The organism is Streptomyces tatrensis, assembly GCF_049310065.1.
GTDB lineage: Bacteria > Actinomycetota > Actinomycetes > Streptomycetales > Streptomycetaceae > Streptomyces.
Genome location: NZ_JBMDLB010000006.1, coordinates 94,330 through 117,732 on the forward strand (window position 1 = coordinate 94,330; position 23,403 = coordinate 117,732).

Here is a 23,403-nt window from a genome sequence, read left to right on the forward strand (position 1 = left end):
TCCGGTAAAGACTTGGTGATGGCCTCCCGCCCGGCGGGAAGGACCCCGGATCACGCTTTCCCGCAGGTCAAGCCCGGTGTTCCATGGGCCGATGATCAGTCAAACACCGATCCGTCCGGGAGACGGGCGCTATCTCTTCCGTGGCGTGATGGTCGGCGACGGCCACCGCGGGGCGGGCACGTCGCTGCGCGCCGCTCAGGACGAGGCCGGTGTCCCGCCCGGGATCTGGAGGGGCCAGGGCCTGGCCGCGGTCGGCCTGGTAGCCGGGGATGTGGTGACCGAGCGGCAGGCCGAACTCCTCCTGGGCGAGGGCCGGCACCCGGACGCCGACCGGATCGAGCGCGAGCGCCTGGAGGCGAGCGACGATCCGGCGAAGGCCCGGCGGGCGACCGTGCTGGGCAGGCCCTTCGAGTACAACCGCTCACCCAAGACCGACAAGGCCAAGGAGCGCGTCCCCTGGCTCGGCATGCACCTGGTGTTCCGGCCCCCGCCGACGGTCCACATCGCGTGGGCGCTGATGGGCCACGAGATCCGCCTCGTGCTGGAGCTGTGCCAGGACATCGCCCGGGACAAGACGCTGGAGTGGCTGGAGGAGTCGATCGCTCAGATCCGCTGGAAGGGCGGCGGCAAGCACCGGGCCGGTGTCCGAGACGGACTGATGGTCGCGGTCTTCCGGCACTACGAGTCCAGAGCCGCGGAGTCGAAGCCCCTTCTCCACGATCATGCGCTGGTGTCGATCCGTGCCCGGCGGCCGGACGAGAAGGGCACGTGGGGCAACTTGTCGGCGGATTCGATGCTGGCCCACATCGTCGCGGCCGACACCCTCTACGTACTGACTTTCATGGAGGAGGTGTCCGCCCGGCTCGGGTGGGCGTGGGAGCCGCGCGAGGTAACGCCCGGCCGCCGGCCCGTCATGGAGATCTCGGGCATCGACCAGCGGCTCATCGGCTGGCAGTCGACCCGCCGCCAGCAGATCGAGGACGCGCTGCCCATCATCACGGCGGAGTACGAAGCCGAGCACGGGCACGCGCCGGGGGAGCGGGCCGGCTACGCGCTGGCCTGCCAGGCCGCAGACCGGACCCGCCCGCACAAGCGCAAGGAGCTCCGGTCGCTGTCCGAACTGCGCGCGATCTGGCGGGAGTCGGCGATCCGCAGGTTCGGCGCCGACATCATCGAGCGACTCGCGGAGCGGGCGCGGGCGGCGGCCGCGGCGGTGTGGGCGCGGGTGCGTCCGGTGGTCGACGTCGTCCTGGCGGCCGTCGACGTCGTGGCCGTGGTGTACGTGATGCGCGGCGCGTTCAAGCGCCACCACCTGCTCGCCGAAGCCCGCCGCCACCTCTCCTACGTCTTGCGCGGCCGACCCCACCAGCCCGGCCTGGACGAACAGATCGTGCAGACCGTCGTCGACGACTACACCCGGCCTGTCGGGCGGGGCCGGATGATGACCGCCGATCTGCGCGCCCTGTACCCGCGCGACACCGACGACCAGGCCGTGCTGCGCCCGCTGACCCGCAAGCGGCCCGCTCCTCTCTACGAGCGGGCCCGCCTTGCCGCCGGAGCGCTGACTGCCCGGGTCCGTGCAGTGCGCCGCTCGGACCGCCTGGGCTCCCGTGCCCGCCCGCACACAGTTGCCGTGTCCGGCGCATCGAGGTCTCGCGCGTATCCGTTGCGTACGGACCGGAAGGCCGGCCGTGGCCAGGAGCAGGGGACCGATGTTGCCACGCTGGAGGTGACCCGCGCCACGTTCGAGGCGGTCGCCAAGATGGCCGCCAAGCTCCAGGACGGCGTCCGTGAGCGCGCCGCTACCCGCGGCCCCGCACCGAAGCCCGCCCCGGCCGCGTCCCCGCCCACCCAGCAGCCCGGCATGCAGCAGACGCCGGGCCGAACACCCACTGGAGGAGTCGCATGAGCACACCGGAGGAGAACCCGGAGATCCCGGGACTCGAGGACGCCCTCGCCCGAGCCCGCGCAGCCCACAAGAAGATGGCCGCCGCGCTCGACGAGGACCAGGAGCCCGGCCTCGATGAGGACCTCGGGTGGCAGCCGGTGTGGAAGCGGCCCCGGAAACTGAAGTCGAAGGCGGAGGAGAAGAAGGAACTGCGCAAACAGCGGCGGCGGCTCCAGGACGCCGGGATGCGCCGCCTCGCCGCCGGGCAGTCGCGCCGGCCCCGCTCCCGGCAGAGCCGGATCGGCAACGCCGCCGCGCGCCGCGATGCCCGCACCCTGTCCCGGGTGCGGCACTCCACCGCCTGGCTGTGGTGACGATGCCGGGCATCGTCCACCGAGGGGAGCCGACGATGACCTGCATCCGGTGGCTATGCACGACATCGAATGGGCTCCACTCGGCGAGCTGGATCCGATGGACGACACCCGATGGACGACACCCGATGGACGCCACCGAGTGGACTCCACCGTGGTGCGCACCGGATGACGATGTACGCCTCTCCGGTGTGCACCACGATGTCCGCCATCGCTCCCGGTGCGCCTTGCGACGATGCCCGGCACGCTCGCGGGCACCACGATGTCCGGCATCGGATGCTCCGCACCGCACCCGGTGCGCACCGCCCGGATCGCCCGCACCAGTCGACGCTGCCGGGCACTCGATGATCCGCACCACCGCACCACCGCACCACCGCACCGTGCGCACCACCGCACCGTGCGCACCACCGCACCGTGCGCACCACGATGTTCGGCAGTCGCCCGCACGACGATGTCTGGCATCCGATGGTCCGCACCGCACGCGAAGCGCACCTCCCGGATCGTGCGCACCGGCCGACTGCCTACCCCTTGTCCGGCTTCGGGTGGCCGACCACCTACCCCTTGTCCAGGTCTGGGCGGCCGCACGTTTCTCCTTGACCGGGTTCGCTACCGGGGTGTTTCCCCTTGACAGAGCCGGTCACGGCCGCCGATCAGGTCGCGGACAAGGGGGTGTGTGATAGGGGGCCCGTCGCCCCGTGGTGCCGCGCTCGGTGCGGAGCTCCAGCGCGATGTCGCGCACCACGATGTGCGGTGCGCGCGGTGCGGTGCGGCGGTGCGCACGGTGCACCGCGCCGGCCGTCGGTGGTGCGCACCGTGGGCGCACCACCGACATCGACGGTGCGCACTACATCGCGGTGGTGCGCACCGGGTGCGTTCCGGCCGGTGCGGGGTGCGCCTCCAGTGCCTGGCCGAAGGCGATGGCGTTCAGGTGCTGCAGGACGTCGGCGACTTCCTCGTGGTCCTGGGTGAGGATCTGCGTGATGAACCGGATGACGGTGAGGGCGAGGCCCTCGGCCGCGTCGGCGCCGGCCTGCTCGTGCCAGGAACGCAGGGTGCCCAGGAAGCAGATCCCCAGCTCGAACAGGGCGAACGAGCTGTCACACGGCACCGCTTCCTGATCCCGGTCGGGGAGGTTGGTCGTCGGGATGACGATGTGGTGCGCGACCTCTATGAGCAGCGCGGGCATCCGCGGCTCCGCGGCGATGAACTCGGCGGCGGCTTCGGTGTCGCCGGCCTCGATTGCCCGGAGGTAGTTGAAGGCGCTCATCACCGCGTGGGGGGTCATCGGGGTCAGCGGCATGGTGATGGTCTCGGACACGGGGTCTCCTCGGGTACGGGCTGCCGCGCTGATCGCGGCGGCCTCAAGACGGATACTCAGCGCGCGGGCCTGTGGACAGCGGCCTACGCCTGGCGATGAACGTGAATGCTTCGCGGATCGGGTGACGCGTACCGGCACCGGATCGGAGGTGCGGCTACGCGGTGGTGCGGTGCGCCGGGTGCGCCTTCGCCTGCTTCATCCCCGCGGCCTCCAGCTGGCGCAGGACGTCGGCGACGTCGCCGTGCTCGTCGGTGAGGATGTTGTCGGTGAAGCGGATGATGGTCTCGGCGATGCCCGGCGCATTGGCCAGGCATTCGCCGTCGCAGAGGAGCTCCAGCAGGAGCCGGCCGAGCGCGGCGGCCAGGAAGGAGTGCGCGCAGGGTTCCCCGTCGCAGTCGTCCACGGCGGTGACCGGGATGAAGACGCGTGCGGCGATCTCCAGGAGCAGCCGGTGCAGCTCCGGGCCTGTGTGGTCGGCGACCGCGCAGGCGGTGTCGATGTCGCCGGCCTGCAGCGCCCGGATGTAGGCGAAGGCGTCGGCGACGTCGTCCAGCTCCATCGGGGCGAGCGGGATGGTGACGGTGTTCTCGGGCATGAAAGCTCCTCAGGTACGGGCCGCCCCGCTGATCGCGGCGGCCTTAAGAGGAGCCTGTGGCCGCGGGCCTGTGGACAGAGGGAGCGCTTGGGGAGGGAGAGGTCTCCCTCCCCGCCCGGACGCAACAAGCCGGGCTGTAGATGTGGCACCCGTCACGGACATATCCGCCCGGCCAAAGGGTTTTTGGGGGCATAGGGGACACGGTCCGGGCGGGGAAGTCAGACCGCGGACAAGGGGGTCTTCTCCACGGTGGCCACCAGTTCGTGCGCTGCGGCGTGCGAGCTGGTCCAGCTCACCAATCCGGCCGCCCGCCGGAGAACCGAGGATCCGATGCCCCCTCCCACTTCGCCCGCCCAGCCTGACCCGCAGCCGCACCCCACCTGGACAAGGGGTGGCGAGAGCCCTCGGGGCGGCCCGGAAGCCAGTGCCGTATCCAGTGCCGTGAACGATTCCAACGTCGTACCCATCACCGCAGCTCACACCGCCCGCAAGGGGGCCTCCCGGCACGCTGACACCTCTCTAACTTCACCTGAGACACCAGCGAAGGGAAAGAGGTCCACTCCTACAGCCGGGAAGGTGAGGGCTGAGGCTTTGAGGTTGCTGGGATGTGTGCGGATAGCGACGGTGCAGCAGATGGCTTCGGTGATCACGGGGGAGGAGTCGGACGGCCGGTCGTACGTGCGCAGGGCGATGGTGGAACTGGAGAAGCTCGGACTGGCGGAGACGAACGGCAAGGACGGCAAGCACCAGATCTGGAACCTGACGGTGGCGGGACAGAAGGCTCTGGCCGAAGGCAATGAGCTACCGCCCCGCCCGAAGGCCGGCACCGGAGCGAAGGCCGTTCAAGCCGGACTCGGACCGCACGGTCTCGCAGTGACGGACATGATCCTCGCCTACACCGACACGGTCCTGTCCGGAGACCGTGGATGCCTGACGGACTGGCAGGTGGAGGTCAACCACTCCATCAAGCAGACCGGCCTGTCCTTCAACACCGACGCCGTCCTCGCCGTGCCGACCAAGACCAGCGAGGTGCGCCTCTTCGAGCTCGACAACGGCACCATGTCCCAGGCCCGCCTCGCCAAGGAGGTCTGGGACTACGAGCGCTACGCCGGACACCGCGTCTGGGAAGGCGCCCGCGGCACCATCGGCGGGACCTACCCGTTCTGGCAGCTCCACCGCTACACCCGCTCCGAGCGCTTCCCACTGCTGTACGTCGTCCTGGCGGGCAAGGCCGAGCACCTCCTCGACAACCGCCGCCGGGCACTCACCGCCGACGTCCGGGGTATCACCATCGCGGTGTGGGTGAACACCCTGCCCCGGCTCCAGCGAGGGGAGCCCTGGTACGAGGCCGGGGTCGACGACCCCGACCGGCGCCGCCGACGCTACCCCGAACCCGCCAACCGCTGACCGGCATCGGGCAAGCCCAGGGAGAGCCTGGGCAAGCCACCCCGGACCGGGCTTGCCCATCCCGGCCGGGCCTTGTCGGTCACGGTGCGCACGGGGGCGCCCGGTGGGGCCGTGGCTGACCGGTCACCGGCTCGGCCGGGAGTTGCACGGATCGGTCACGGGCGCTGACGTGCTGGTTGACCGATCTCCGGAGACGGATCGGTCACGGCCGGCTTGCCGACCGGTCACGGAGTCCGGTGGGCAAGCCCCACCGTACGGAGGGCTTGCCCACCGTACGGGCCGCAGGGCGGGATGGCTCCCAAGGTCGCGGCGCCACCTTCTGGAACGCGAAGTCCCGGAGCCGCCCGGAGCCCTCTCGCCGGCCGTAGACCGGAGCCATGAGACGAAACAAGCAAGAGAACCCGGCTGCGCTCGGGCAGAGCGATGCGGGCGACATGTGGCTTGCCCTGGCGCGTCTTCACGCCGCGCACCGCGACCCGGTCGGCCGCCTCGTGCCGTTCGAGCGACCGGAGGCGTTGCTGTCCCTCACCGAGCCGGACGACCTCCTGCTCACCGCACGAGTGGAGCTGTCCGGGCTGGAGACGATGGGTCACCTCCACGACCTCATCCGCACGGTCACCCACGGCATCACCAGCGAGCTGGGCTACGCCGGGCCCGGGGTCGCGCTCGAGGTGATGGTCGGCAAGCGTCACGAACTCGCCCTGCACCCGGCCCACGTCGACGGCCTCACCCGACTCCTGCGCCACGCCGCCGCCACCATCGCGGTTCACGGAACGGCTGGAGGTGGCCGCTGCGTCCACTGCGACGGCACAGGGCTTGCCCGCCCGCTGTGGGGCGCGGAGGCCGGGCAACCCTGAGTGCCTGGGCAAGCCTGAGGCGAACCTGGGTAAGCCCTCTGCGAGGGAGGCTTGCCCAGGGCCTCTCCTACGGGCCGTCTCGTCCCGGGCGCAGGACGTCGGCGTAGACCCGGGCCCGCACGCCGGGCTCACCGGGGTCCCGGCGGACCGGGACGATGCCGGAGGTTGCCCAGCGTTCTTCCAGCCCGGCCATGACGGCCCGGACGGTGTCCTCGTCCCCGCCGGTGATGTCCAAGACCACCAGGCCGGGCTCCGCGATGTGCTGCGCGTCGATCGGCTTCATGACCGCAGCGACGGCGGTGGAAGCGAAGCGGTTCGCCGACGGGGCCGGTTCCACTCGCACGAGGGACGGGGAAGCCAGTCCACGCGAGCTGGTATCGCCTGCCAGGAGCCCGGCCGGGTGTCGGGGTGCGGCCCCCGTCGCGGCCCTGATGGCCAGGGCCGCACCCCGTACCTCCGAACGTACCCCGCGGCCGCAGGCGCCGGTGCGGCTGCCCGCGCGCTGCGGCTCGGGGGCGGGCGTCACCCGTTCGAGCGCGGCCGGGTGCCGGTGGCGAGGTGTGGGAAGAGGGTGGGCGCATGGTCGCGAAGCTGATCGTCTACCGGCCCGACGAGCAGGGCTGGCGCCGGGTCCGCTACGACGGTGTCGCCATCGGGGTCGCGCACCGGCCTGCCGACATCCGGGTGTTCCTAGCGGCCGCCGGGCTGGAGAACGCCGAGGACGTGGACCTCACCGACCCCGACTTCGTCGAGTGGCGAGGAGCCGTCCCCGAGGGCTGGGAGCCCTCCCGCTGAGCCTCGGCAGGGGTTGCACCGGGAAGGGGGCTGGAGGGTTGTCTGCAGGGTTGCGCTAGGCGGGGGACCGCAGGTGTGACCGGGAGTGGGACCCCCCGAAACTTGTGATCTTGCATCCGTGCAGGTCAGAGCCCGTGGGCAAGCCCCCTTCGGAAACCGACACCTCTTTCCTCGCGATAGCCGAGGGGAGAGGTCTATCCGTATCCCGGGGGCCGTCGGCCGCCTCGAGGGGTACATGTACCGGTATGGCGCGTGAACGGATCCGGTGGCCTCTCGTCGTGGAACGGGCGAGGGAGATCGTGAACGGGTATGCCCCGTTGAAGGTCACGTTGAGGCAGGTCTTCTCTGCATAGTTTGAGGGTGTCTCACGGCTCTCACTGCAATGAGTGGTTTGCTCGCTGAGCTGTAGATCCAGTTCGTTCGTCCTGCTCTTCTCTGTCCTGGGATCGATGTACCAGGAGGGGAAGTTGGACCTGTACTTCGTGAAGCGGACTCTGGTCGACCGGTACGCGGAGGCGTTGCCTTCGGGGTCGTCGGGGGCGGTCGGCTTGCTGGACCGCCGGGTGATCCCGGACGGGACTCCGGTGTTCCTGGACAGGGACATGCGTCCGGTGGAGCCGGTCTGCTCGTGGTTCCGGCACTTGGCACACAAGAACCGGGATCCGGAGACGATGCGGTCGTACGCGTACGTGGTGTCACGGCTGATGGACTTCTTGGAGCACAGGGGCACCGACGTGGTGTCCGCGACCGAGGCGGACCTGGTGGCATATCGCCGTCAGCGCCAGGTGCTGCAGCCGATTCCGATCGGCGAGTCGACGTGGGACCGCGAGGCGGCCACCGTCAATGGCCTCTACGACTGGCTGGTCGACCAGAAACTGGTGGCACGCCGGCCGCTGCGCCTGGCGAAGCGGTACGGCAGCGGGATGGCGCGGCAGATGCAGGTCCGCCACCTGTCGATCGAGCAGTACCTGTACTTCAGGGACGTGGGGCTGGGAGGACAGGATCCGGCCGGGGAGGTCGACGCCGGGTTCCGGGGCTGGTGTCCGCACCGGGGCCGGGCGGCTGCCGAGCTCGCGCTGCTGACGGGGATGCGCAAGCGGGAGTGGTCCTCGGTGCTGTTGCCCGAGCTGGCGGTGGGCGCCCGCCGGGGCCAGGAGCCGGTGCAGTTCCGGTTGGAGGCGTGCGCGAAGTATGGGCGGGCTCGTGACGCCTACGTTCCGGCGGCCGCGCTGGACCTGGTGGACACCTACCTGTTGTTGGAGCGGGCTGAGATCGTCGAACGCTCGGCGGCGCGTCTGGGCCGTCGTCACCGCGACCTGTTCGTCTTGGACCGGACCGACGAGGAGACCGGCAAGATGAGCGGGGTCCTGGCCGGTAGCCGAAGGACCTTCACGATTGCTCGGATGCCCGCCGGGCTGCGGGCGATCACGGTCCGCGACCGCGGGCGGGGGCTGGAGTCGCTGGCGGTGTTCCTCGGGCAGGGCGGGCTGATGCTGAGCGCCTCGTCCTGGGACCGGGTCCGGCGCCACGCCTGGCGACGGATGCTGGCCCACGCCGAGCACTCAGAGGTTCCGCTGCTGCCGCGCCGACCGTGGCGATTCCACGATCTTCGTCACACGCTGGCCCTGCAGTTGCTGCGGCACCTGACCCGGCTGGCGGTGGCCCACGATGTCCGCCGCCAGGATCCGCGGCCGCTGGTCACGCTGGGCGAACACATCGCGTTCAACCCGTTGCTGAGGGTCCAGCGGCACCTGGGCCACGCCAGTCCTCGCACCACCTACGTCTACCTCGCCTACCTGGACGACCCGATGAACTACGTCGAGGACGCGTTCCGGGCCTGGACCGACAGCGACGGCGCCACCTACGCCGAGATCGCCCGCCATCTCCTGGAAGGGGACCGTGATGGCCAGACGAGGTGAGAGCCGCCGGGATTTCCCATCCGACCCGAATGCCCAGCAGGTGCAGGAGGCCCGGCACATCGGCCTGTGGCGGGTGATGGCCGCACGCGCGAGCGGCCGAGTCCAGGTGATCGAGCTGGACCCCGGCGAGTTTCGCTGCCGGCAGCTGGCGGACGAGCTCGGGGCCGAGTGGGCGGACTTCGGCGAGGTCGCTCGCCCGCACCCGACCGGGGTGTTCGCCTACCGGCAGGCGATTCGAGACCTTTGCGCGTTCGTCGATGCGACGGCCGGGGACCAGGCTGCGGCCTGCTCGCTGGCGAGGGAGGTTCCGGACACCGCCTTCCACATCCGTGAGTGGATGCGCCGGCTGCCGACGCGCTGGCCCGAGGGCTCGCAGCGGCCCTACTTCCTGGCGAACTTCCTCCTGGCCTTGATCCGCTTCCGTGGTCTTCACGGCGAGCGTCCGCTCGCGCCGCAGGTCCAGAGGCTGACCACGATGGCCGCCCCGGTCCGTCCTGGGGGCATGAAGGAGCTCGACGAGTTCACCCGGGCCGAGAAGCGGGAGATCGTGCGGGCCGGCTGGACGGACGTGCGGTCCCTGGAGGCCCGGCTGGAACTGGGCCGGGAACTGGTCGCCGCCGGTGGGCACCCGGCCGAGCGGGGCTGGCTGGATCGGGCCAACCTGCTCTGGGCGCTGGCCAACGATGCTGTGACCGCGACGGAGATCTGGTCGAGCCTGCCACCGGCCGACGGGTGGCCGGCTGAACTGCGGGAGGTCATCGACCAGGCCGGTATCGAGTTCAGCGCGCGTATCGCCCACTACCAGCTGGTCGTGGCCCTGACGGGCCTGCTCTATCCGCGCAATATCGACCTGCAGGCTTTCCGGCTGCTGCTGGTCGCGGCCACCGGGCACACCCCCGAGGAGGTCACCGGGCTGACCGAGGACGACGTCGAGTATCTCCCCGGCGGGGTGAGGCTGCGGATGATCAAGCGCCGCGCGAACAGGGTCCGCTCACGCGAGTTCCGCGACTTGGGCGAGGCGGGCCGTATCACCCACCCGGATCGCACCGGACTGAACGTCAAGGAGATCCTGGAGCGCCTGTCCGCCGCGACCGCCGAGACCCGCCTACGAAGCGGAATCCGGCCCGCCTTCCTGTTCACCTGTGCTCGGGTGCTGCCACGCACCATGAGGGTGGGAAGCGGTGACCTGGCCTTCGCGCCTTTCGAGTCGACCGACAGCAACGGCTGCCTGGCGGCTTGGGCCAAGCGGGCGAACGTGCAGGTCGCCGGAAGGCTCGACATCCGGCGCCTGCGCAAGTCAGTGAAGGTCGAGAAGGCCGTTGCGTTCCGGGGGGTGGTTACCGACATCGCCGACGACCACACCGCGGAGACGTTCCTGGGCCACTACGCCCATGGCACGACGCTGCGGGTGCTGTCGGGGAACACCGTCACCACCGTCCAGCAGACCTGGCTGGACCGGGCACTGGAGGGTCCGGTCGTGCTGGACGAGCCGGCCGTCGAGGCGTTGGCGGGGCCCGAGGCATTGGAGGGCCTGGGTCTGACGGTGGTTCAGGCTGAGCAGATCCGCCAGGGCGAGTTAGACATGGGCGTCACCAGCTGCCGCGATCCCTACAACTCGCCCTACAACCGTCCCGGCGAGCTCTGCGCGGTCGCCCCGCTGCGGTGTCTTGAGTGTCGCAACGCGTTCGTACTGCCCTCCAACCTGCCGCAACTCCTGCTGTTTGCAGATCACTTGGAGCTCTTGCGTAAACGGCTGAGCCCTCCGCACTTTCAGCAGGTCTGGGCTCTGGCCCGTACCAACCTTGCCTCGGTCCTGGCAGAACGGGGCGCCGACGAGCTTGAAGCGGCCCAGCGGCAGATCGCCGAGCAGGGCCTACGGCTTCAGCTTCCGCTCTCGTCCCTCGTGGAGTTCGACGCATGAACCTTGAACCCGCTGCCGCACCGTGCCGGACCTCGCTCTTCTTCCGTGACGACGAACGGGTGATCCAGTCCCACCCCCTCCTGCCCGGCATCGACGTTCCGAACTTCGGTGCCAGCGTGAAGTGGCCCTTCACCGCGGTCCGCCGCCCCGCCAACGTCCCGCCCCACATCTGGGCCGTCACCTTCTCCAGCCTGTCACCGGTCTGGAACCTGCGGGCCCGTGAGGTCTGCATGGCGGTGCTCAACCCCCGCCACCCCGCTCTGGAGGCCGCCGGCACGACCCTGGACCACGACCCCTTCCAGCCCACCACGCTGACCGGCATGGTGTCCGAGCTGCGGATCCTGGCCGCCTGGGCGAAGAAGACCGGTCGCAGTGAGGACCTCGGCCAGTGGGCGGCCGACGATATCCGGGCCTTCATCGCAAAGGTCGCCGGCGAGCGCTCGAAGTCGACCGTCCGCAACTACATCTGCGTGGTCCGCCTGCTACACGAGCTCGGACTGGTGCTGACCGGCGGCGGCCTGAAGGCGGATCCCTGGCCCGGCCGTACCGCCCGGCAGGCGGCAGACAACCCCCCGAACGAGGTGCTGTCCACCCAGAACATCGCCCCCGCGCTCTGGTTCGCCCTGGTCAAGGCGGCCTGGACCTACATCGACATCTTCGCGCCGGACATCCTGCGAGCCCGGGATACGTACCGGCGGCTACAGTCCGAGGCCCGGGGCAACCGCGACGGCTTCAGCACTTCGCTCGAACTCTGGCTCGCCGAACCGGCCATGTCGATCCCGCTTCACCACGACACCTCCCATGTCCAGGGCCCCAACTGGGACCTGCTGACACTCAAGCTCGGCTACCAGGTGCATCTGTCCCCGTTCAGTACGCTCCTCATCGGCGGGGACGGGCTGCGGGCAAGGGTGCTGGCTGCGGTCGCCGAGGGGCGGGGGAGTCCCGCCAGTCTGATCGACGACATCACCGAGGTGACGCGCGCCGACGGCAGCCGCGGTCCCTGGCGCCAGGGCCTGGACGCCACCACCCTGCGCAAGGAGTGCCTGGCGTTGCGGGCGGCCTGCTACGTATTCCTGGCTGCGATGAGCATGATGCGTGACTCCGAGATCCGCGAGATCACGCGCGGGTCGGTGGTGGAACACTACGGCGCCCCCGCCGTGGTCTCCCGCAAGCGCAAGCTCGACCCCGGTCGGCCGCTGGAGCACTGGTGGATCATCGAACCCGCCGCCCGCGCGATCGTCACTGCCGAGGAACTGTCCCAGCATCCCGAACTGGTATTCGCCGACCCCGGCATCGGCGGCAGCAGCGACCTGAAGTCCCACGAGTTCAGCGTCAGCCGGGACTGGATCAGGCGGTTCATCCGACACGTCAACGAAAACTGCGAGCACACTGGCTTGGTCGCCATCCCGGCGGGCAAGGCCACCCCGCACATGTTCCGCAAGACCATGGCCATGCTGGTCGGCACCGAGCCCGGCGCGGAGATCGCGCTCGGTATCCAGCTCAAGCACGCCGCCACCAGGGCCCTGGCCAATCGCACCACCCAGAGTTACGCGGGCACCGACATTGCCTGGGCCGAGCATCTGGATACCGCCGTCGACGAGGCCCGCTTCCGGCGCCTGTCTGATCTCTACGACCGGCATCACAACGGCCAGACGATCGGCTACGGCCCCGGAGCGGAACGACTCACCACTGCCTTCGACGCGGTCAAGAAGGCCGCCGCCGAGCACTGCACCCGCACCGCGGTGGGCGGCGACAAGCGGACCGAGTACACCTTCCTGCGCAAGACCCGGATCTCGCTGCGGTTCGGCAAGCTCAACCACTGCACCTTCGACGAGAACAACCCCGCCGGCGCCCGCTGCCTGGAGCAGGCGGCCGCCCCACCAGGACACCGAGGCCCCCTGATCGACCGCTGCCAGCCCGGCCGCTGCCACAACAGCGTCATCACCCCCGACCACATGCAGATCTGGCGATCGGAAGAGCACAGCCTCCTCAAGCTCCTGGACACACCCAAACTGCCCCCATGCCGTCGCGAACAACTCAACCAGCAGCTTGACGACGTCCGCTCCGTGATCCGGAAGGCCCATCAGTGACCACAGCCACCGCCGCTGACCAAGTCTCCAGTGCCGTAGCGAAGGCCCTGCGGGCCGCCATGGAACGACTCCTCGCAGGCCGCCCTACCTGCACCGATGGTCGTCTGGTCAAGGAGAACCTCTACCGGGAAGCCGGGGTGAGCCGGGCCACGATGAACCGGGCGCACGGGATCCTCGCCGATTGGAACCGCCGCACGGCCGCCGCCGGAGGGTGCACCCCCGGAGAGGCTCGCCGCGACGACGAACTCACACAACTCAAAAACGAGTTGAAGAATATCAAGCGCGAGCGGACCAACCTCCAGCACCGCATTGACGCCGCAGCCACCGTCATCGCCGCACTCCATCACGACAACCAAGCTCTCCGCGCACACCTGGCATCCAGGGCCGGAAGCGTCGTCGCCATCGACACCGTTCACCAGCAGTAGCCGGCCTCCCGCTCACGGCCTCGCTAGAGCGGGGGTCAGCCTGACCCGGTGCCTTTCAAGGTCGACTTCGGTGATCCTCACTACGATCTCGTCGCCCTCCTGGACGACCTCTTCAGGAGACTCCACCGGCTCGTCGGAAAGATCCGAGATGTGGACGAGACCATCGATCCCGTCGGCGACGCGGACGAAGACGCCGAAGGGGATCAGCTTGGTTATGCGGCCGGACACAACCTCGCCGACCTGGTCGGCGAACCGGATGAGCGGGTCCTCCTGGAGTGCCTTCAACGACACAGTCACCTGTCCCTGGCGAGTCTCGGCCACGATGACCTGCGCGGTGACTCGCTGACCTACCTCGACAACGTCCGCAGCGTGATTGATGTGTGACCAGGTCAGGTCGGGCACTCGAATGAACCCGGTGCAGTGTTCCGCAGGTTCGCCGTCGAGATGGACGAAGACGCCGAAGTTGTGGACACCCGCCACAGTCCCAGTCACGATCGCCCCGCGCTCAATGCCCACGAGAAAGCTCCGCAGAGCCCGGTCTTCACATGCCTTGGCTGAGAGCATGACGCGTTCCTTGCGCCAGTCGATCCCGATCACCTCGGCCTCGATGACCTGCCCGACCTGGAAGATCTCGGATGGGTCATCCGTCCGCTTCCAGGACAGTTCGTGCCGCAGGACGCACCCCACCGAGTGATGCGGATCCGGAGTCGCCTCAAGATCTACGAGTGCTTCGTGACCGTCGAAGCCGGTCACCCTCCCAGTCCTGACTTCGCCGGGTTGGATGGTCTGGAAGAAGGCGTGCAGTGTCTCAGTCGGCTCGGAATCGGTCACGCCGCCGACCCTACGCGGTCCCCCTTGCCACAGCCCAGTGCCCTGAGACCCGGTGTCTCATGAGACACCGAAACGGTGGAGAACAGCTGATGTACCGGCTCGCAGCCGAGGGCGTGCTGCCGCACACGCCGCCGATGTACCGGCGGCTGTCCTCGCGGCTTGCTCAGGCCCGGCGGGAGGGCCGCTTCCCCGACCTGATCGACACCATGCGCGAGGTCCACGTCCCGCCGGCCTGGCCGAGCGCGGGCGCGTTCGTCGCCGAGATGCCCGCCTGGTTCCGCCTGGACCGCACCACGGGCCAGAAGCAGGCCCTGTACGTCGCCGCCGAGAAGGACACCCTCCGCCAGCAGCTGACCGGCTGGCTCGAGTTCGCGGGCATCCCCGTGCTCGTGGTCCGCGGCTTCAGCTCCCAGTCCTACGCCGACGTCGTCCGCCGCCGCGTCGCCCACGAGCAGCGCAAAGCCCGTCTACTCGTGGTCGGCGACTTCGACTGCTCTGGCGAGGACATCGAGCGGGACTGGGTGGAGCGCACGGGCTGCTGGAGCTCGGTGACCCGGGTACTGCTCACTCGCGAGCAGGTCCGCGCGTACGGTCTCCCGGCGACCGAGGGCAAGCGCGACGACCCGAGATGGCCGGCCTTCGCACGCCGCTACGGCTTCGACATCGAGCACCCGGTCCAGTGGGAGGTAGAAGCGCTGGAGCCGGACGAACTCCAGCGCCTGGTCCTCGCCGCCGTCGACCCGTACATCGACCGCACCGTGCTCGCGCAGCAGATCGCCCGCGAGGAAGAGCAGCGCCGTGCCCTGGCCGACTTCCTCGGCGGCTGGGGCGCGGACCGCAGGAGGTAGTCCCGCCGTTTGCACGCGGGTGCCCTGCAACACAGGCGGTGCAACGCGGTCGAACGCAACCGTGCGTTGTGGTCTTGACCTGGCGCAACGCGTGCAACGCGCTGTTGCGCGAGCGCGTTGCACCACCGTGTTGCCCCCGTTCTGGGATCCCTGCTACCCAGATACTGGAGCGCGGTCTGGTGACTGCTTGTGGCGTCCGTGTGCTGCTGTGTATCGGCGGGAATGCCGGGTCGGCGAAACGGTTCACTACAGTGCCGCCGCCGAGAGGAACCCGCTCATGAGCACCCCCACTCCACGCACCGCAGTCGCGACCTGGGCCCCATCCCAGTCCGGACCGTGCGTGCGCTGGCTTGTTGACTGCACCTTCTTCGTACCGATGTGACGTACGGGGCTCCGGGCAGAGCCGCGTCCCGGAACGTGTTACCAGCGCGTGCCCTGCGGCGGGGAAGCCGGGCGACACGAGCCTTCGGGCATCGGGCAGGGTGGTTTGCGCCATCGTCGGGTTCCGGCCGTTCGCGTGGGAGTTCCGGCCTGGTGGTGATCTTCGGTGTAAGGCTCTGACCAGGAAGGCAGCGTGCCGTCCTGTGAGGAGAGACCATGTCCGATGAAGTGACCGACCTCGGCGCGATCCCGGGGTCCGGGGACGGTCCCGCAGCGCCCGCTCTGGGCTCGATCCCGGTGACCGAGATCCGCCCGGAGGCCGACAGCGGCCTGACCGTGGTCGCCCCGGCCGACGTGAAGGCGGAGGAGGTGGGATTGTTCAGCATCCGGTACAGGGGATTGGTGCCCACGCTCGTCCTCACCGGCGGCACGATCGTCCCCTCCCTGATCACCGTCGTGGACGGGTCCGGGAACGTCCTGGCCGAGTACGAGGCACGCCCTGCCCCGAAGCGGATCGCGAGCCGGATGCTTCCCGAGGACCAGAACGATCTCGTCTGCGCCACCCCCGACTGCAGGCCCCTCAGCCTGACCAAGTAGGCCCGCCGGCTTGGGGCCCGACCGCCCCGCACCAGCCCTGGGGCTGGACGCCCACGGCGCCCAGCCGAGTCCCAGCTCGGCGAGTGCCTGAGAGCTGAGCGGGGTGGAGCCGGTCGAGACGCTGCGCAGGTGAAGGGCTCCGGGAGCACTTGAGGAATTCGCGCTTCAGTTGGCGAAACGGGACCAAGTCGAGCGCTCAGTCACAAGTGCCCGGGGCCCAGTGCCCCACGGCAGCGCCGTCCTTGTACCTGCGTGGCGTCCGGCCGCGCGGCAGGACGCCGCAGGGGCGGGCATTTTGGCTGGTGAACCGGATGGGGTCGCCGTATGTCTGAGTGCCTTGCATTAGTGGTTGTACTAGCTGGATACCTTTCCGGCCCTTTATGGCCTATTTGCAGATACTCGCCCCGGTGTCGTGATCACCATGCGTAGCGTTCCACTTGGGCCTGGTCACGAGCGGCCTGGTGCCTTCGAGCTGGGGAGGAACGCCATGGGTGGCGGGGAGATGACTGCCGAGCAGCGTCTGGAGCGGTTGCGGGGGTTGTTGTCAGGCACGCGGGGTGAGTCGCGGATGGCACGGAACCTGGCGCGTGTACCGAGGGCGAACGTGCTGTTCGGGGTGTTGCTGCATGCTGCGGACCGGCTGCGTCAGGGTGAGCGGCTGACGGAGCTGGAGGAGCTGCTGCTGGGCACGCTGGAGGGTGTGCTGCCGAAGGAGGAGGTCCTGGAGTGGGGTCGGGTCTACCGTGAGTCGGTGACCGCCCGCAAGGTATTGGTGGGGGTGCCCGAGGTCGTCACGAGCCGTCCGGTCTCCCAGGGGTACGGCTACGCCGACCTGGAGCAGGACCTGCCGGCGGTGGCCGAGGAGTGGATGGCGCAGCCGAACTGGTCGGTGGCCACACCCGAGGCGCTGGCGTCGGGTGAGGACTTCGACAGCCCGGAGTTCATCGAGGGCATGCGTGAGTGGGGCTTCGGTGTCACGGTGCCCGCCTGGCTGACCGCGTCAGGGGAAGAGCGGGCGGGCCGGGAGCTTCCTGAGGGTGAGCGGGCGGCGGAGTACCGTTTCCGGCTGGAGTACGAGAACTTCTATGTGCACCGGGTGGTGGGTGACGGCTGGCCCACTACCAGGGATGAGATCCGCTGGCTCTCCGGCGGGCAGAGCGACCTGCGGCCTGCCGTCCCCTTCTTGTCGCAGGAGTTCGGCGGGGAGACGGCGCAAGCGGGCAGGACACCGGCCTTCTACACCTCCTACCGCGATCGGGTGGCCTTCGATGGGGCGGCGGACAAGGGCCTGGTCCTGAATGTGGCGTGCTGGGAATGGGACACCGGCGACGGCCAGGACGACAGTTTCAGGGAGGCCATGAACAAGCTGAACCAGAATGCTCTGTTCACCCACCTGTGGACAGTCATCGGTGCGGCAGTGCCCGACATCATCGGGCTTCTGATGGACATCACCGCCACCGCGATCACCATCGTCAACCTGGTCGCGAAGAACGACCTCTCCAGCTCCCGCACGTTCTACCTCGACCAGCCCACCCTGGCCGCGATGGCCTACAACGGGACCACACGATGGCACTTCAACGGTGACGGCCACCACGAACTGAGGGTGAAGGTCACCGGAGACATTCCCATGCCCGTAGGCACCCTGGAATACGCGGTGCGCACCGGGAACACCTGGGGCACGCCGGCCGAACTTCCCTGGCAGAGCATCACACCCCCGGCCCTGGCCTCGTACAACAACAAGCTCTACGCCCTGTTCGTCCGCCCCGACGACAAGGCAGTGATGTGGACCCGCCTGGAAGGCGACACCTGGAAGACCCCCGCCCAGGTAGGTGGTGACGCAAGCGTCTTCGCCCCGGCGCTGGCTGTGAAGGACGGCAAGCTGTTCTACGCCGTCTCCGGCGCAGGCGCCCGGCTGTACTGGCGCACGTTCACCGAAGCCACAGGCTGGAGCGACATCACGCACCTCGCCGGCAACCAGTCCACCAAGAGTCCCGCCCTGGCCGCCACCACGTACCGCGTCTGGATGACCCACGTCGGCTTCGACGGCTCGCTCTGGCACAACTGGTATGAAAACGGCGCCTGGAGCGTTCCGCAGCGCAGCAACCTCAACAGCTGGGTCGTGGACGACGGCGTCGCCATGGCACGCCACGGCGACCATCTGTGGCGGGTCGCCCGCGGCCACGGCAACTACGTGTACACCAGCACCGGCGACGGCCACGGTTGGCAGGACCGCGGCACCGTCACGCGCTGGTCCGTCACCCACGCCCCGGCACTGGCCTCTCACGAGAGCGCGTTGTGGATCTTCCTGCGCGCCATGGACGGCAGCCTGCGCGCTGCCACGCGCCGCAGCCCGGACTACGCCTGGAGCGACACCCACCAGGTCGGCGGACAGCATCCCATCACGACAATGGACGAGCCGTCCGCGGTCTCTCACGACGGCAAGCTGTACGTGATGTACCGGCGCTGACCCCGGCGTCACCGGGAAGCCCAGCCCTCCCATTTTTCTGGCAAGGATCCGCGGGCCGCGGCATTGCGCCCTCCCCGGTACGGACCACCCATAGTCCGTGCCGGGGCCTCCCTTGCTGTAGGGGCAGGCCATCGTTCACGCCGCTGCGCCAGGTGCTCGTGGATCAGCCGGCCGGGCATCGCCGGGCTGTTGTCGAGCTGCGGTGGCTCTGGCCGGAGGGAGCGCGCCTACTTCAGTTTGGCAAGGAGGGCTTCAAGCTTTTCCCTGTCCGAGCCCGTCACCCTGCCCACGAGCTGGCCTTCCCGGAAGCCGAGGAATGTCGGTGTGACGTTCACATTCTCCTTCGCGGACCATTCCGACATCGTGTCGACGTCGACCTTGGCGAACTGGATGGAGTGGTGTGTATTGGAAAGTTCCTCGTACGTAGTGGCGAATTTCTTGTCGGCCGCGGACCAGGCCAGGGTGAACATGAGAACTGTGCCTCCTGCGCTGGAGGTCAGCCGGTTGCCGTCGGACTCGGAACCTACAGAGATGACAGTCATAAGGACCTTCTCGGATGGTGATCACCTATGGGCCTGATTGAGACTGCCATCACCGAGCCCCCTCCACACGCTCCCGGGGGGAATAACGGCTGGATCTCTTTCATCCTGCCGTTCACACACACTGTGGCAGGTCTCGGTCGAGGGACGCGTTGTGCGCGTGTGGAGCTGAAACCGGATCCACTTTGCGGTGCTTCACCGGGACGCGAAGCGCTGGATCGCACCCCAGGCCCAGGGACTGGTACGGCTGGAGTCAGCGGCCGGGCGGTGGCAGTGTCACGCCCAGTCGACGCCCAGCTTCCGTAGTGCGGTGCGCTGGTCGGCGGTGAGTTTGTCGCGCCGGGTTTTGGTGTTGGTGATCCATACGCCGAGTTTCACGGTCACCGGTTCCGTGTCGCCGTCAACCGCGATCTCCTCGCCGTGGGCGCGGGGGACCGGCCGGTGGGCGCCTTCCCTCTCGACCCACTGCGTGAGGGCCGCCAAGCCCCGCTGGAACGCCTGCTGCGCCTTGCTCGGCCCCCTCGCCCCGCGGCTGGGCGCAGGGGTGGGAAAGGGCGCCTGGTCGGGCTGTACGCCCAGCGCGGTCAGCCGTGCCTGCTGCTCGGGCAGCAGCCGGGACCAGGTGGCCGGCTGCTTCTGCTGCTGGAGCCACCGCCCGATGTCGTCGCCGTCCATCAGCACGCCGGGGGCGATGTCGGGCAGCTGGCCGTCGGCGTCGACCAGGTCGGCCAGGACGCGGTGGTGGCGCTGCCAGTCGAGAGGCCAGGGGCAGTTCCAGTCCTTGTCGATCGCGGCGAGCTGCGCGGCCCGGGTCGTGGCGGTGTCCTCGTTCTTGCCGAGACCGTTCTTCGCGCCTTTCCGTCGGAGGTTGGCCATGTGCTGTCCGATGGGCACCATCGCCTTGCCCTCGCCCCAGACGGCGTCCTGGCGAGGTGCGAGGTGCCCGGTGGCCCGCCGGTAGGACCGGAGCGCGGCGAGCTTGGCCTCCCATGCTTCCTCGCCCGGCTCCCAGACCGTCCCGGCCTCCGGCGCGTCCAGCAGGGTCTTGCGCCGTTCCTCCAGCTCCCCGGCCCGCAGGGCCTTCCGCTGCTGGTGCACCCACCGCCCCAGCGGGAAATCCTTCGTGACCCCGACCTCGACCTCTACGTCGTAGGGCACGGCGTAGACGCCGGTGATCTCGTTCTCGGCCCGCCACCGGAGCAGGGCCTGGTAGCCCTCCAGCCACACCAGCGACTCCGGCCGGTAGACCCGGGTCCGCAGGAACGCTGCGATGGTCGCCGCGTCTCGGGGAGAGGAGAAGTGGAGCAGGGCGGCTTCGGCGGCGGCCTGCGTGTCGTCCTCCTCCTGGCCCTCGCCCTCCCCGCCGGCCCCGACGATCTGGCCGTCCTTGTCGCGCCGGACGTGAATCTTGCGCTTGCCGCTGGTGAGCGCGCGGGAAGCGAGCTGCTCGACCAGTCGTTCGTCATGCGAACGCAAGCCCTGGAGGACTGCTACAAGGGGGCGGAAGCTGGCGGAGGCGACCATGTCGTTCGGGTCTTCGTTCGGGTCCAGGAACACCGGCACGATGATCCTGGCGACCTTGGTGGAGCCGTCCTTGCTGAGGCGGAGCGCCCGGCCGATGTTCTGGACGATCTCGACCTGGGAGCCGCGGGTGTCCGCGAAGCAGACCGCCTCGACTCCCCGCTCGCCGGTGATGTCGACACCCTCACCGAGGACGCGAACGCTGGCGAGGAAGGCGCGGTGTACGCGGTGGCCGGTGGCGTTGATGCCGTTGGCGAACTGCCGCAGGGTCTCGCGGCGCTCGGTGACGAGGTGGTCGCCGCACAGCCACGACGACCACACCCGGTCCGGCGGAACGTGGCGGCCGGCCTCCAGCTCGTAGAACTCCGCGTCGATCGACGACTTCGGCAGCTTGTCGGCGGCGGCCAGGTCGGCGTCGGACGTGTCGTTGACGTACAGCGCGGCGGCGGTCTCGGGCAGCTTGCCCGCGAAGGCGCGGGCTTCTTCGACCTTCTGGTGGAAGGTCATGACCGTACGCAGGTTGTACGCCGCGGCGTGCTCCAGGAGCGCGGTCTGCAGGAGCGCCAGGCGCCGGCCGCGCCGCGCTTCCTCCGATTCCCCGAGGACGGGGGAGGGGTCGCGGATCTCCAGGACGTCGATCTCGAACCCGGCGAGGATCTCCCGCTCGATCGCCTCCGAGAGCCCGAGCTCCGCGAGCCACGCGCCGTAGGTGCCCTCCGGGTCGTCTGCCATCGATGCGATCTCCGCCTCCTGGCCGCCGGGGCCCCGCTGCGGGCTGGCCGCAGCAAGGATGCGCGGGGTCGCGGTGAGGTAGAGCCGGAAGGACGCCGGGATGCGGGCGTTGTCGTGGATCGCCGCCCACGGACGGCCAAGATCACCAGCGGTACCGTGAGCTTCATCCACGATGGCGAGGTCGAATGGGGCCATCTGCTGCCCGTACAGGCGCTCTCCGCCCGCCAGAGCGGCCTCCAGAGGCCCGCGCATCCTCCGCTGGCCCTCGGGTCCGTCGAGGTCTTCGCGGTCCACGAGGGAGGCGTACGTGGCGAGCACGACGACCGGCCCGGTCCCGGCCCAGAGGGCGAGCTGGATCGGGTTGGTGGTGGTGCGCACGCCCAGCTCGTCCAAGACCGGGTCGTTCTCCAGCGAGCACACCGCGACCATCGGAGCCCGGTGGCCCACCAGGCGCCATGCCTGGGCGGTCTGCGCGAGGAGGTCCAGGGTGGGGACGGTGACGAGGATCCGACCGTCCGCGAAGCTCTCCAGCGCGCACGCGGCGGCCGTGATTGTCTTGCCGGAACCGGTCGCTGACACGATGGTGCCCCGGGCACCCTGCGGGGGCACAGGTGACTTTGCGGGGAATCCGACCCACTTCCGAAACGCGGTGCGCTGATCTACCTGGTGTTCTTTAAGCCGGATCGCTGACATTCTGTTCCTCCCCGAGCACTGAATTCGTGGGTGTTTCAGAGGGCCGCGTGCGGAATGCAGGCCGCGCCCAGGTCGTTCCAGATCGACGCACCCGCCTTGTGCCAGCCGCCGGGCTTTCCGTCCTTGAAGGGCGGCTTGTCGTCCGGGTCGTAGTGACCGGCATCGAGCGTGCAGACGACGTAGTCCCCATCGCTGTTGACCGTCCGCGCGGTGCACAGACCGCCGGCCTCACCCAGCGCCTCCAGGACCTGGCGGCGCGCCGTGGTGTGCGGGTAGGTGGCCGGCAGTACGGCGTCCCGGACGTACCGCTCCAGCCGCACCAGGTCGGCCCGCTCACGCTGCCTCACGTCCGCGATGTGTACGGCCAGTTCAGCGGCCCCGGCCGAGCGGCCGACGCGCCGTACCCAGTCCCGGTCCGCGATGCGCACCAGGGCCTCGCTCACGGTCCGTACGCCGTCATCCCAGCCGTCCCCGAACAGGGGGCCACGCGAACGCGGCGCCATGCCGTCCAGCTCCACGACCTCGCTCTGCGCCCCGGCGACCGCTCCGGCCTCCAACGCGGCCACCAGGTCGTCCGCCTCACTCGCGGCCACGCCCTGGGCGGCCAGGAGCGCGAACAGCCGGAGCGGGGCGTTGGTGCCCGCCGTCTGGTACTGCGTCACCCGGTGCAGAGAATCGCTGCTGAGCGCGGGATCTGGTCCGGTAGATTCGTGGTGACCGATCATCGACGGCCGTTCCTCTCAAAATCAAGGGAGGTTCTCGGGTGGTTGGGGGTGTCTCGTGTTTCCGCCAACGGTACATCCTGCATCAACCTGATGCACCCGCTATACTAGAACCCAACACGAACGAGCGACCCCCACCCACCCCTCCTTGCCAGCCAGGCCCACGCAGTGGGCCCCAAGGGGAGTGGAGGCGCAGCCGGAAGGCCCCGCCAAGGGATGGGGGAGCGCAGCGGACCCAACCCGCCCGGCCGCGCATCGGCCTGACCCCCCACCACCTACCGCCCGCACCACACCCGTTCACCCGGCCCGTGAGGGCAGGGGGCGCAGCCCCCGCCCTGCCCCGGCCCGCGCAGCGAGCCGGCCCCCCTGGCGACCGGAGCGCAGCGCAGGAAGCCGCCCGGCGCAGCCGGGCCCAGGGCCGCGCAGCGGCCCGTCCCCGCCCTCGCGCAGCGAGGGCGTTCTCTTGCACATCGCGCAGCGATGTGA

At 69.5% G+C, this 23,403-nt stretch carries 19 protein-coding genes; 12 read left to right on the forward strand and 7 right to left on the reverse strand.

The annotated features are described in order from the left end of the window. Positions 1-91 precede the first annotated feature (91 nt). Positions 92-1,909 carry a MobF family relaxase gene (gene mobF, locus ACODT5_RS03635; protein WP_422517722.1) on the forward strand — a complete coding sequence of 606 codons (1,818 nt, stop codon included), beginning with the start codon at positions 92-94 and terminating at the stop codon, positions 1,907-1,909. Beyond that, positions 1,906-2,262 carry a hypothetical protein gene (locus ACODT5_RS03640; RefSeq protein WP_422517723.1) on the forward strand — a complete coding sequence of 119 codons (357 nt, stop codon included), beginning with the start codon at positions 1,906-1,908 and terminating at the stop codon, positions 2,260-2,262. The genes mobF and ACODT5_RS03640 overlap by 4 nt, the downstream gene beginning before the upstream one ends. An 841-nt stretch (positions 2,263-3,103) precedes the next feature. Here the strand turns inward: ACODT5_RS03640 and ACODT5_RS03645 are convergent. Both ACODT5_RS03645 and ACODT5_RS03650 read right to left on the reverse strand, forming a co-directional pair. Next, positions 3,104-3,577 carry a hypothetical protein gene (locus ACODT5_RS03645; RefSeq protein ID WP_422517724.1) on the reverse strand — a complete coding sequence of 158 codons (474 nt, stop codon included), beginning with the start codon at positions 3,575-3,577 and terminating at the stop codon, positions 3,104-3,106. A 154-nt stretch (positions 3,578-3,731) separates the two neighbouring features. Then, positions 3,732-4,172 (reverse strand): hypothetical protein, encoded by a 441-nt coding sequence (locus tag ACODT5_RS03650; RefSeq protein WP_422517725.1) that lies wholly within the window; start codon positions 4,170-4,172, stop codon positions 3,732-3,734. A 330-nt stretch (positions 4,173-4,502) separates the two neighbouring features. Here ACODT5_RS03650 and ACODT5_RS03655 point away from each other — a divergent pair, with 330 nt between their 5' ends. Both ACODT5_RS03655 and ACODT5_RS03660 read left to right on the forward strand, forming a co-directional pair. Next, positions 4,503-5,579 (forward strand): replication-relaxation family protein, encoded by a 1,077-nt coding sequence (locus ACODT5_RS03655; protein ID WP_422517744.1) that lies wholly within the window; start codon positions 4,503-4,505, stop codon positions 5,577-5,579. 377 nt (positions 5,580-5,956) lie between these two features. Next, positions 5,957-6,436 (forward strand): hypothetical protein, encoded by a 480-nt coding sequence (locus tag ACODT5_RS03660; RefSeq protein WP_422517726.1) that lies wholly within the window; start codon positions 5,957-5,959, stop codon positions 6,434-6,436. 67 nt (positions 6,437-6,503) lie between these two features. On the opposite strand, the gene ACODT5_RS03665 is transcribed toward ACODT5_RS03660, so the two are convergent. Then, positions 6,504-6,719, reverse strand: a complete 216-nt coding sequence (locus ACODT5_RS03665; protein WP_422517727.1) for a DUF6207 family protein — start codon at positions 6,717-6,719, stop codon at positions 6,504-6,506. 296 nt (positions 6,720-7,015) lie between these two features. Between ACODT5_RS03665 and ACODT5_RS03670 the strand changes: the two genes are divergently transcribed. From ACODT5_RS03670 to ACODT5_RS03690, 5 genes are all read left to right on the forward strand, one after another. Next, the gene (locus ACODT5_RS03670; protein WP_422517728.1) at positions 7,016-7,231 is read left to right on the forward strand and encodes a hypothetical protein; all 216 of its coding nucleotides are present in this window, start codon (positions 7,016-7,018) and stop codon (positions 7,229-7,231) included. Between the two features lie 467 nt (positions 7,232-7,698). Then, positions 7,699-9,150, forward strand: coding sequence for a site-specific integrase (locus ACODT5_RS03675; RefSeq protein WP_422517729.1), 1,452 nt, complete (start codon positions 7,699-7,701; stop codon positions 9,148-9,150). Further along, the gene (locus ACODT5_RS03680; RefSeq protein ID WP_422517730.1) at positions 9,131-11,071 is read left to right on the forward strand and encodes a hypothetical protein; all 1,941 of its coding nucleotides are present in this window, start codon (positions 9,131-9,133) and stop codon (positions 11,069-11,071) included. The genes ACODT5_RS03675 and ACODT5_RS03680 overlap by 20 nt, the downstream gene beginning before the upstream one ends. Continuing rightward, positions 11,068-13,161: a hypothetical protein gene (locus ACODT5_RS03685; protein WP_422517731.1), complete on the forward strand. Its 2,094-nt coding sequence runs from the start codon at positions 11,068-11,070 to the stop codon at positions 13,159-13,161. The genes ACODT5_RS03680 and ACODT5_RS03685 overlap by 4 nt, the downstream gene beginning before the upstream one ends. Then, positions 13,158-13,586: a hypothetical protein gene (locus ACODT5_RS03690; RefSeq protein ID WP_422517732.1), complete on the forward strand. Its 429-nt coding sequence runs from the start codon at positions 13,158-13,160 to the stop codon at positions 13,584-13,586. The genes ACODT5_RS03685 and ACODT5_RS03690 overlap by 4 nt, the downstream gene beginning before the upstream one ends. Before the next feature lie 12 nt (positions 13,587-13,598). On the opposite strand, the gene ACODT5_RS03695 is transcribed toward ACODT5_RS03690, so the two are convergent. Further along, entirely contained in the window at positions 13,599-14,417 is an 819-nt protein-coding gene (locus ACODT5_RS03695; protein ID WP_422517733.1) for a S1 RNA-binding domain-containing protein, read from the reverse strand. Positions 14,418-14,506: 89 nt separating this feature from the next. On the opposite strand from ACODT5_RS03695, the gene ACODT5_RS03700 reads away from it, so the two are divergent. From ACODT5_RS03700 to ACODT5_RS03710, 3 genes are all read left to right on the forward strand, one after another. Further along, entirely contained in the window at positions 14,507-15,265 is a 759-nt protein-coding gene (locus tag ACODT5_RS03700; RefSeq protein ID WP_422517734.1) for a hypothetical protein, read from the forward strand. A gap of 597 nt (positions 15,266-15,862) precedes the next feature. Further along, on the forward strand, positions 15,863-16,243 hold the full coding sequence (locus ACODT5_RS03705; RefSeq protein WP_422517735.1) for a hypothetical protein: 381 nt from the start codon (positions 15,863-15,865) through the stop codon (positions 16,241-16,243). 568 nt (positions 16,244-16,811) lie between these two features. After that, a complete protein-coding gene (locus tag ACODT5_RS03710; protein WP_422517736.1) occupies positions 16,812-18,710 on the forward strand; it encodes a PLL family lectin in 1,899 nt (632 codons plus the stop codon). 227 nt (positions 18,711-18,937) lie between these two features. Here ACODT5_RS03710 and ACODT5_RS03715 read toward each other — a convergent pair whose 3' ends face one another. From ACODT5_RS03715 to ACODT5_RS03725, 3 genes are all read right to left on the reverse strand, one after another. Continuing rightward, positions 18,938-19,252, reverse strand: a complete 315-nt coding sequence (locus tag ACODT5_RS03715) for a thioredoxin family protein (protein ID WP_422517737.1) — start codon at positions 19,250-19,252, stop codon at positions 18,938-18,940. Positions 19,253-19,525: 273 nt separating this feature from the next. Continuing rightward, entirely contained in the window at positions 19,526-22,195 is a 2,670-nt protein-coding gene (locus ACODT5_RS03720; protein WP_422517738.1) for a DEAD/DEAH box helicase, read from the reverse strand. 35 nt (positions 22,196-22,230) lie between these two features. Further along, positions 22,231-22,857: a hypothetical protein gene (locus ACODT5_RS03725; protein ID WP_422517739.1), complete on the reverse strand. Its 627-nt coding sequence runs from the start codon at positions 22,855-22,857 to the stop codon at positions 22,231-22,233. Positions 22,858-23,403 lie beyond the last annotated feature (546 nt).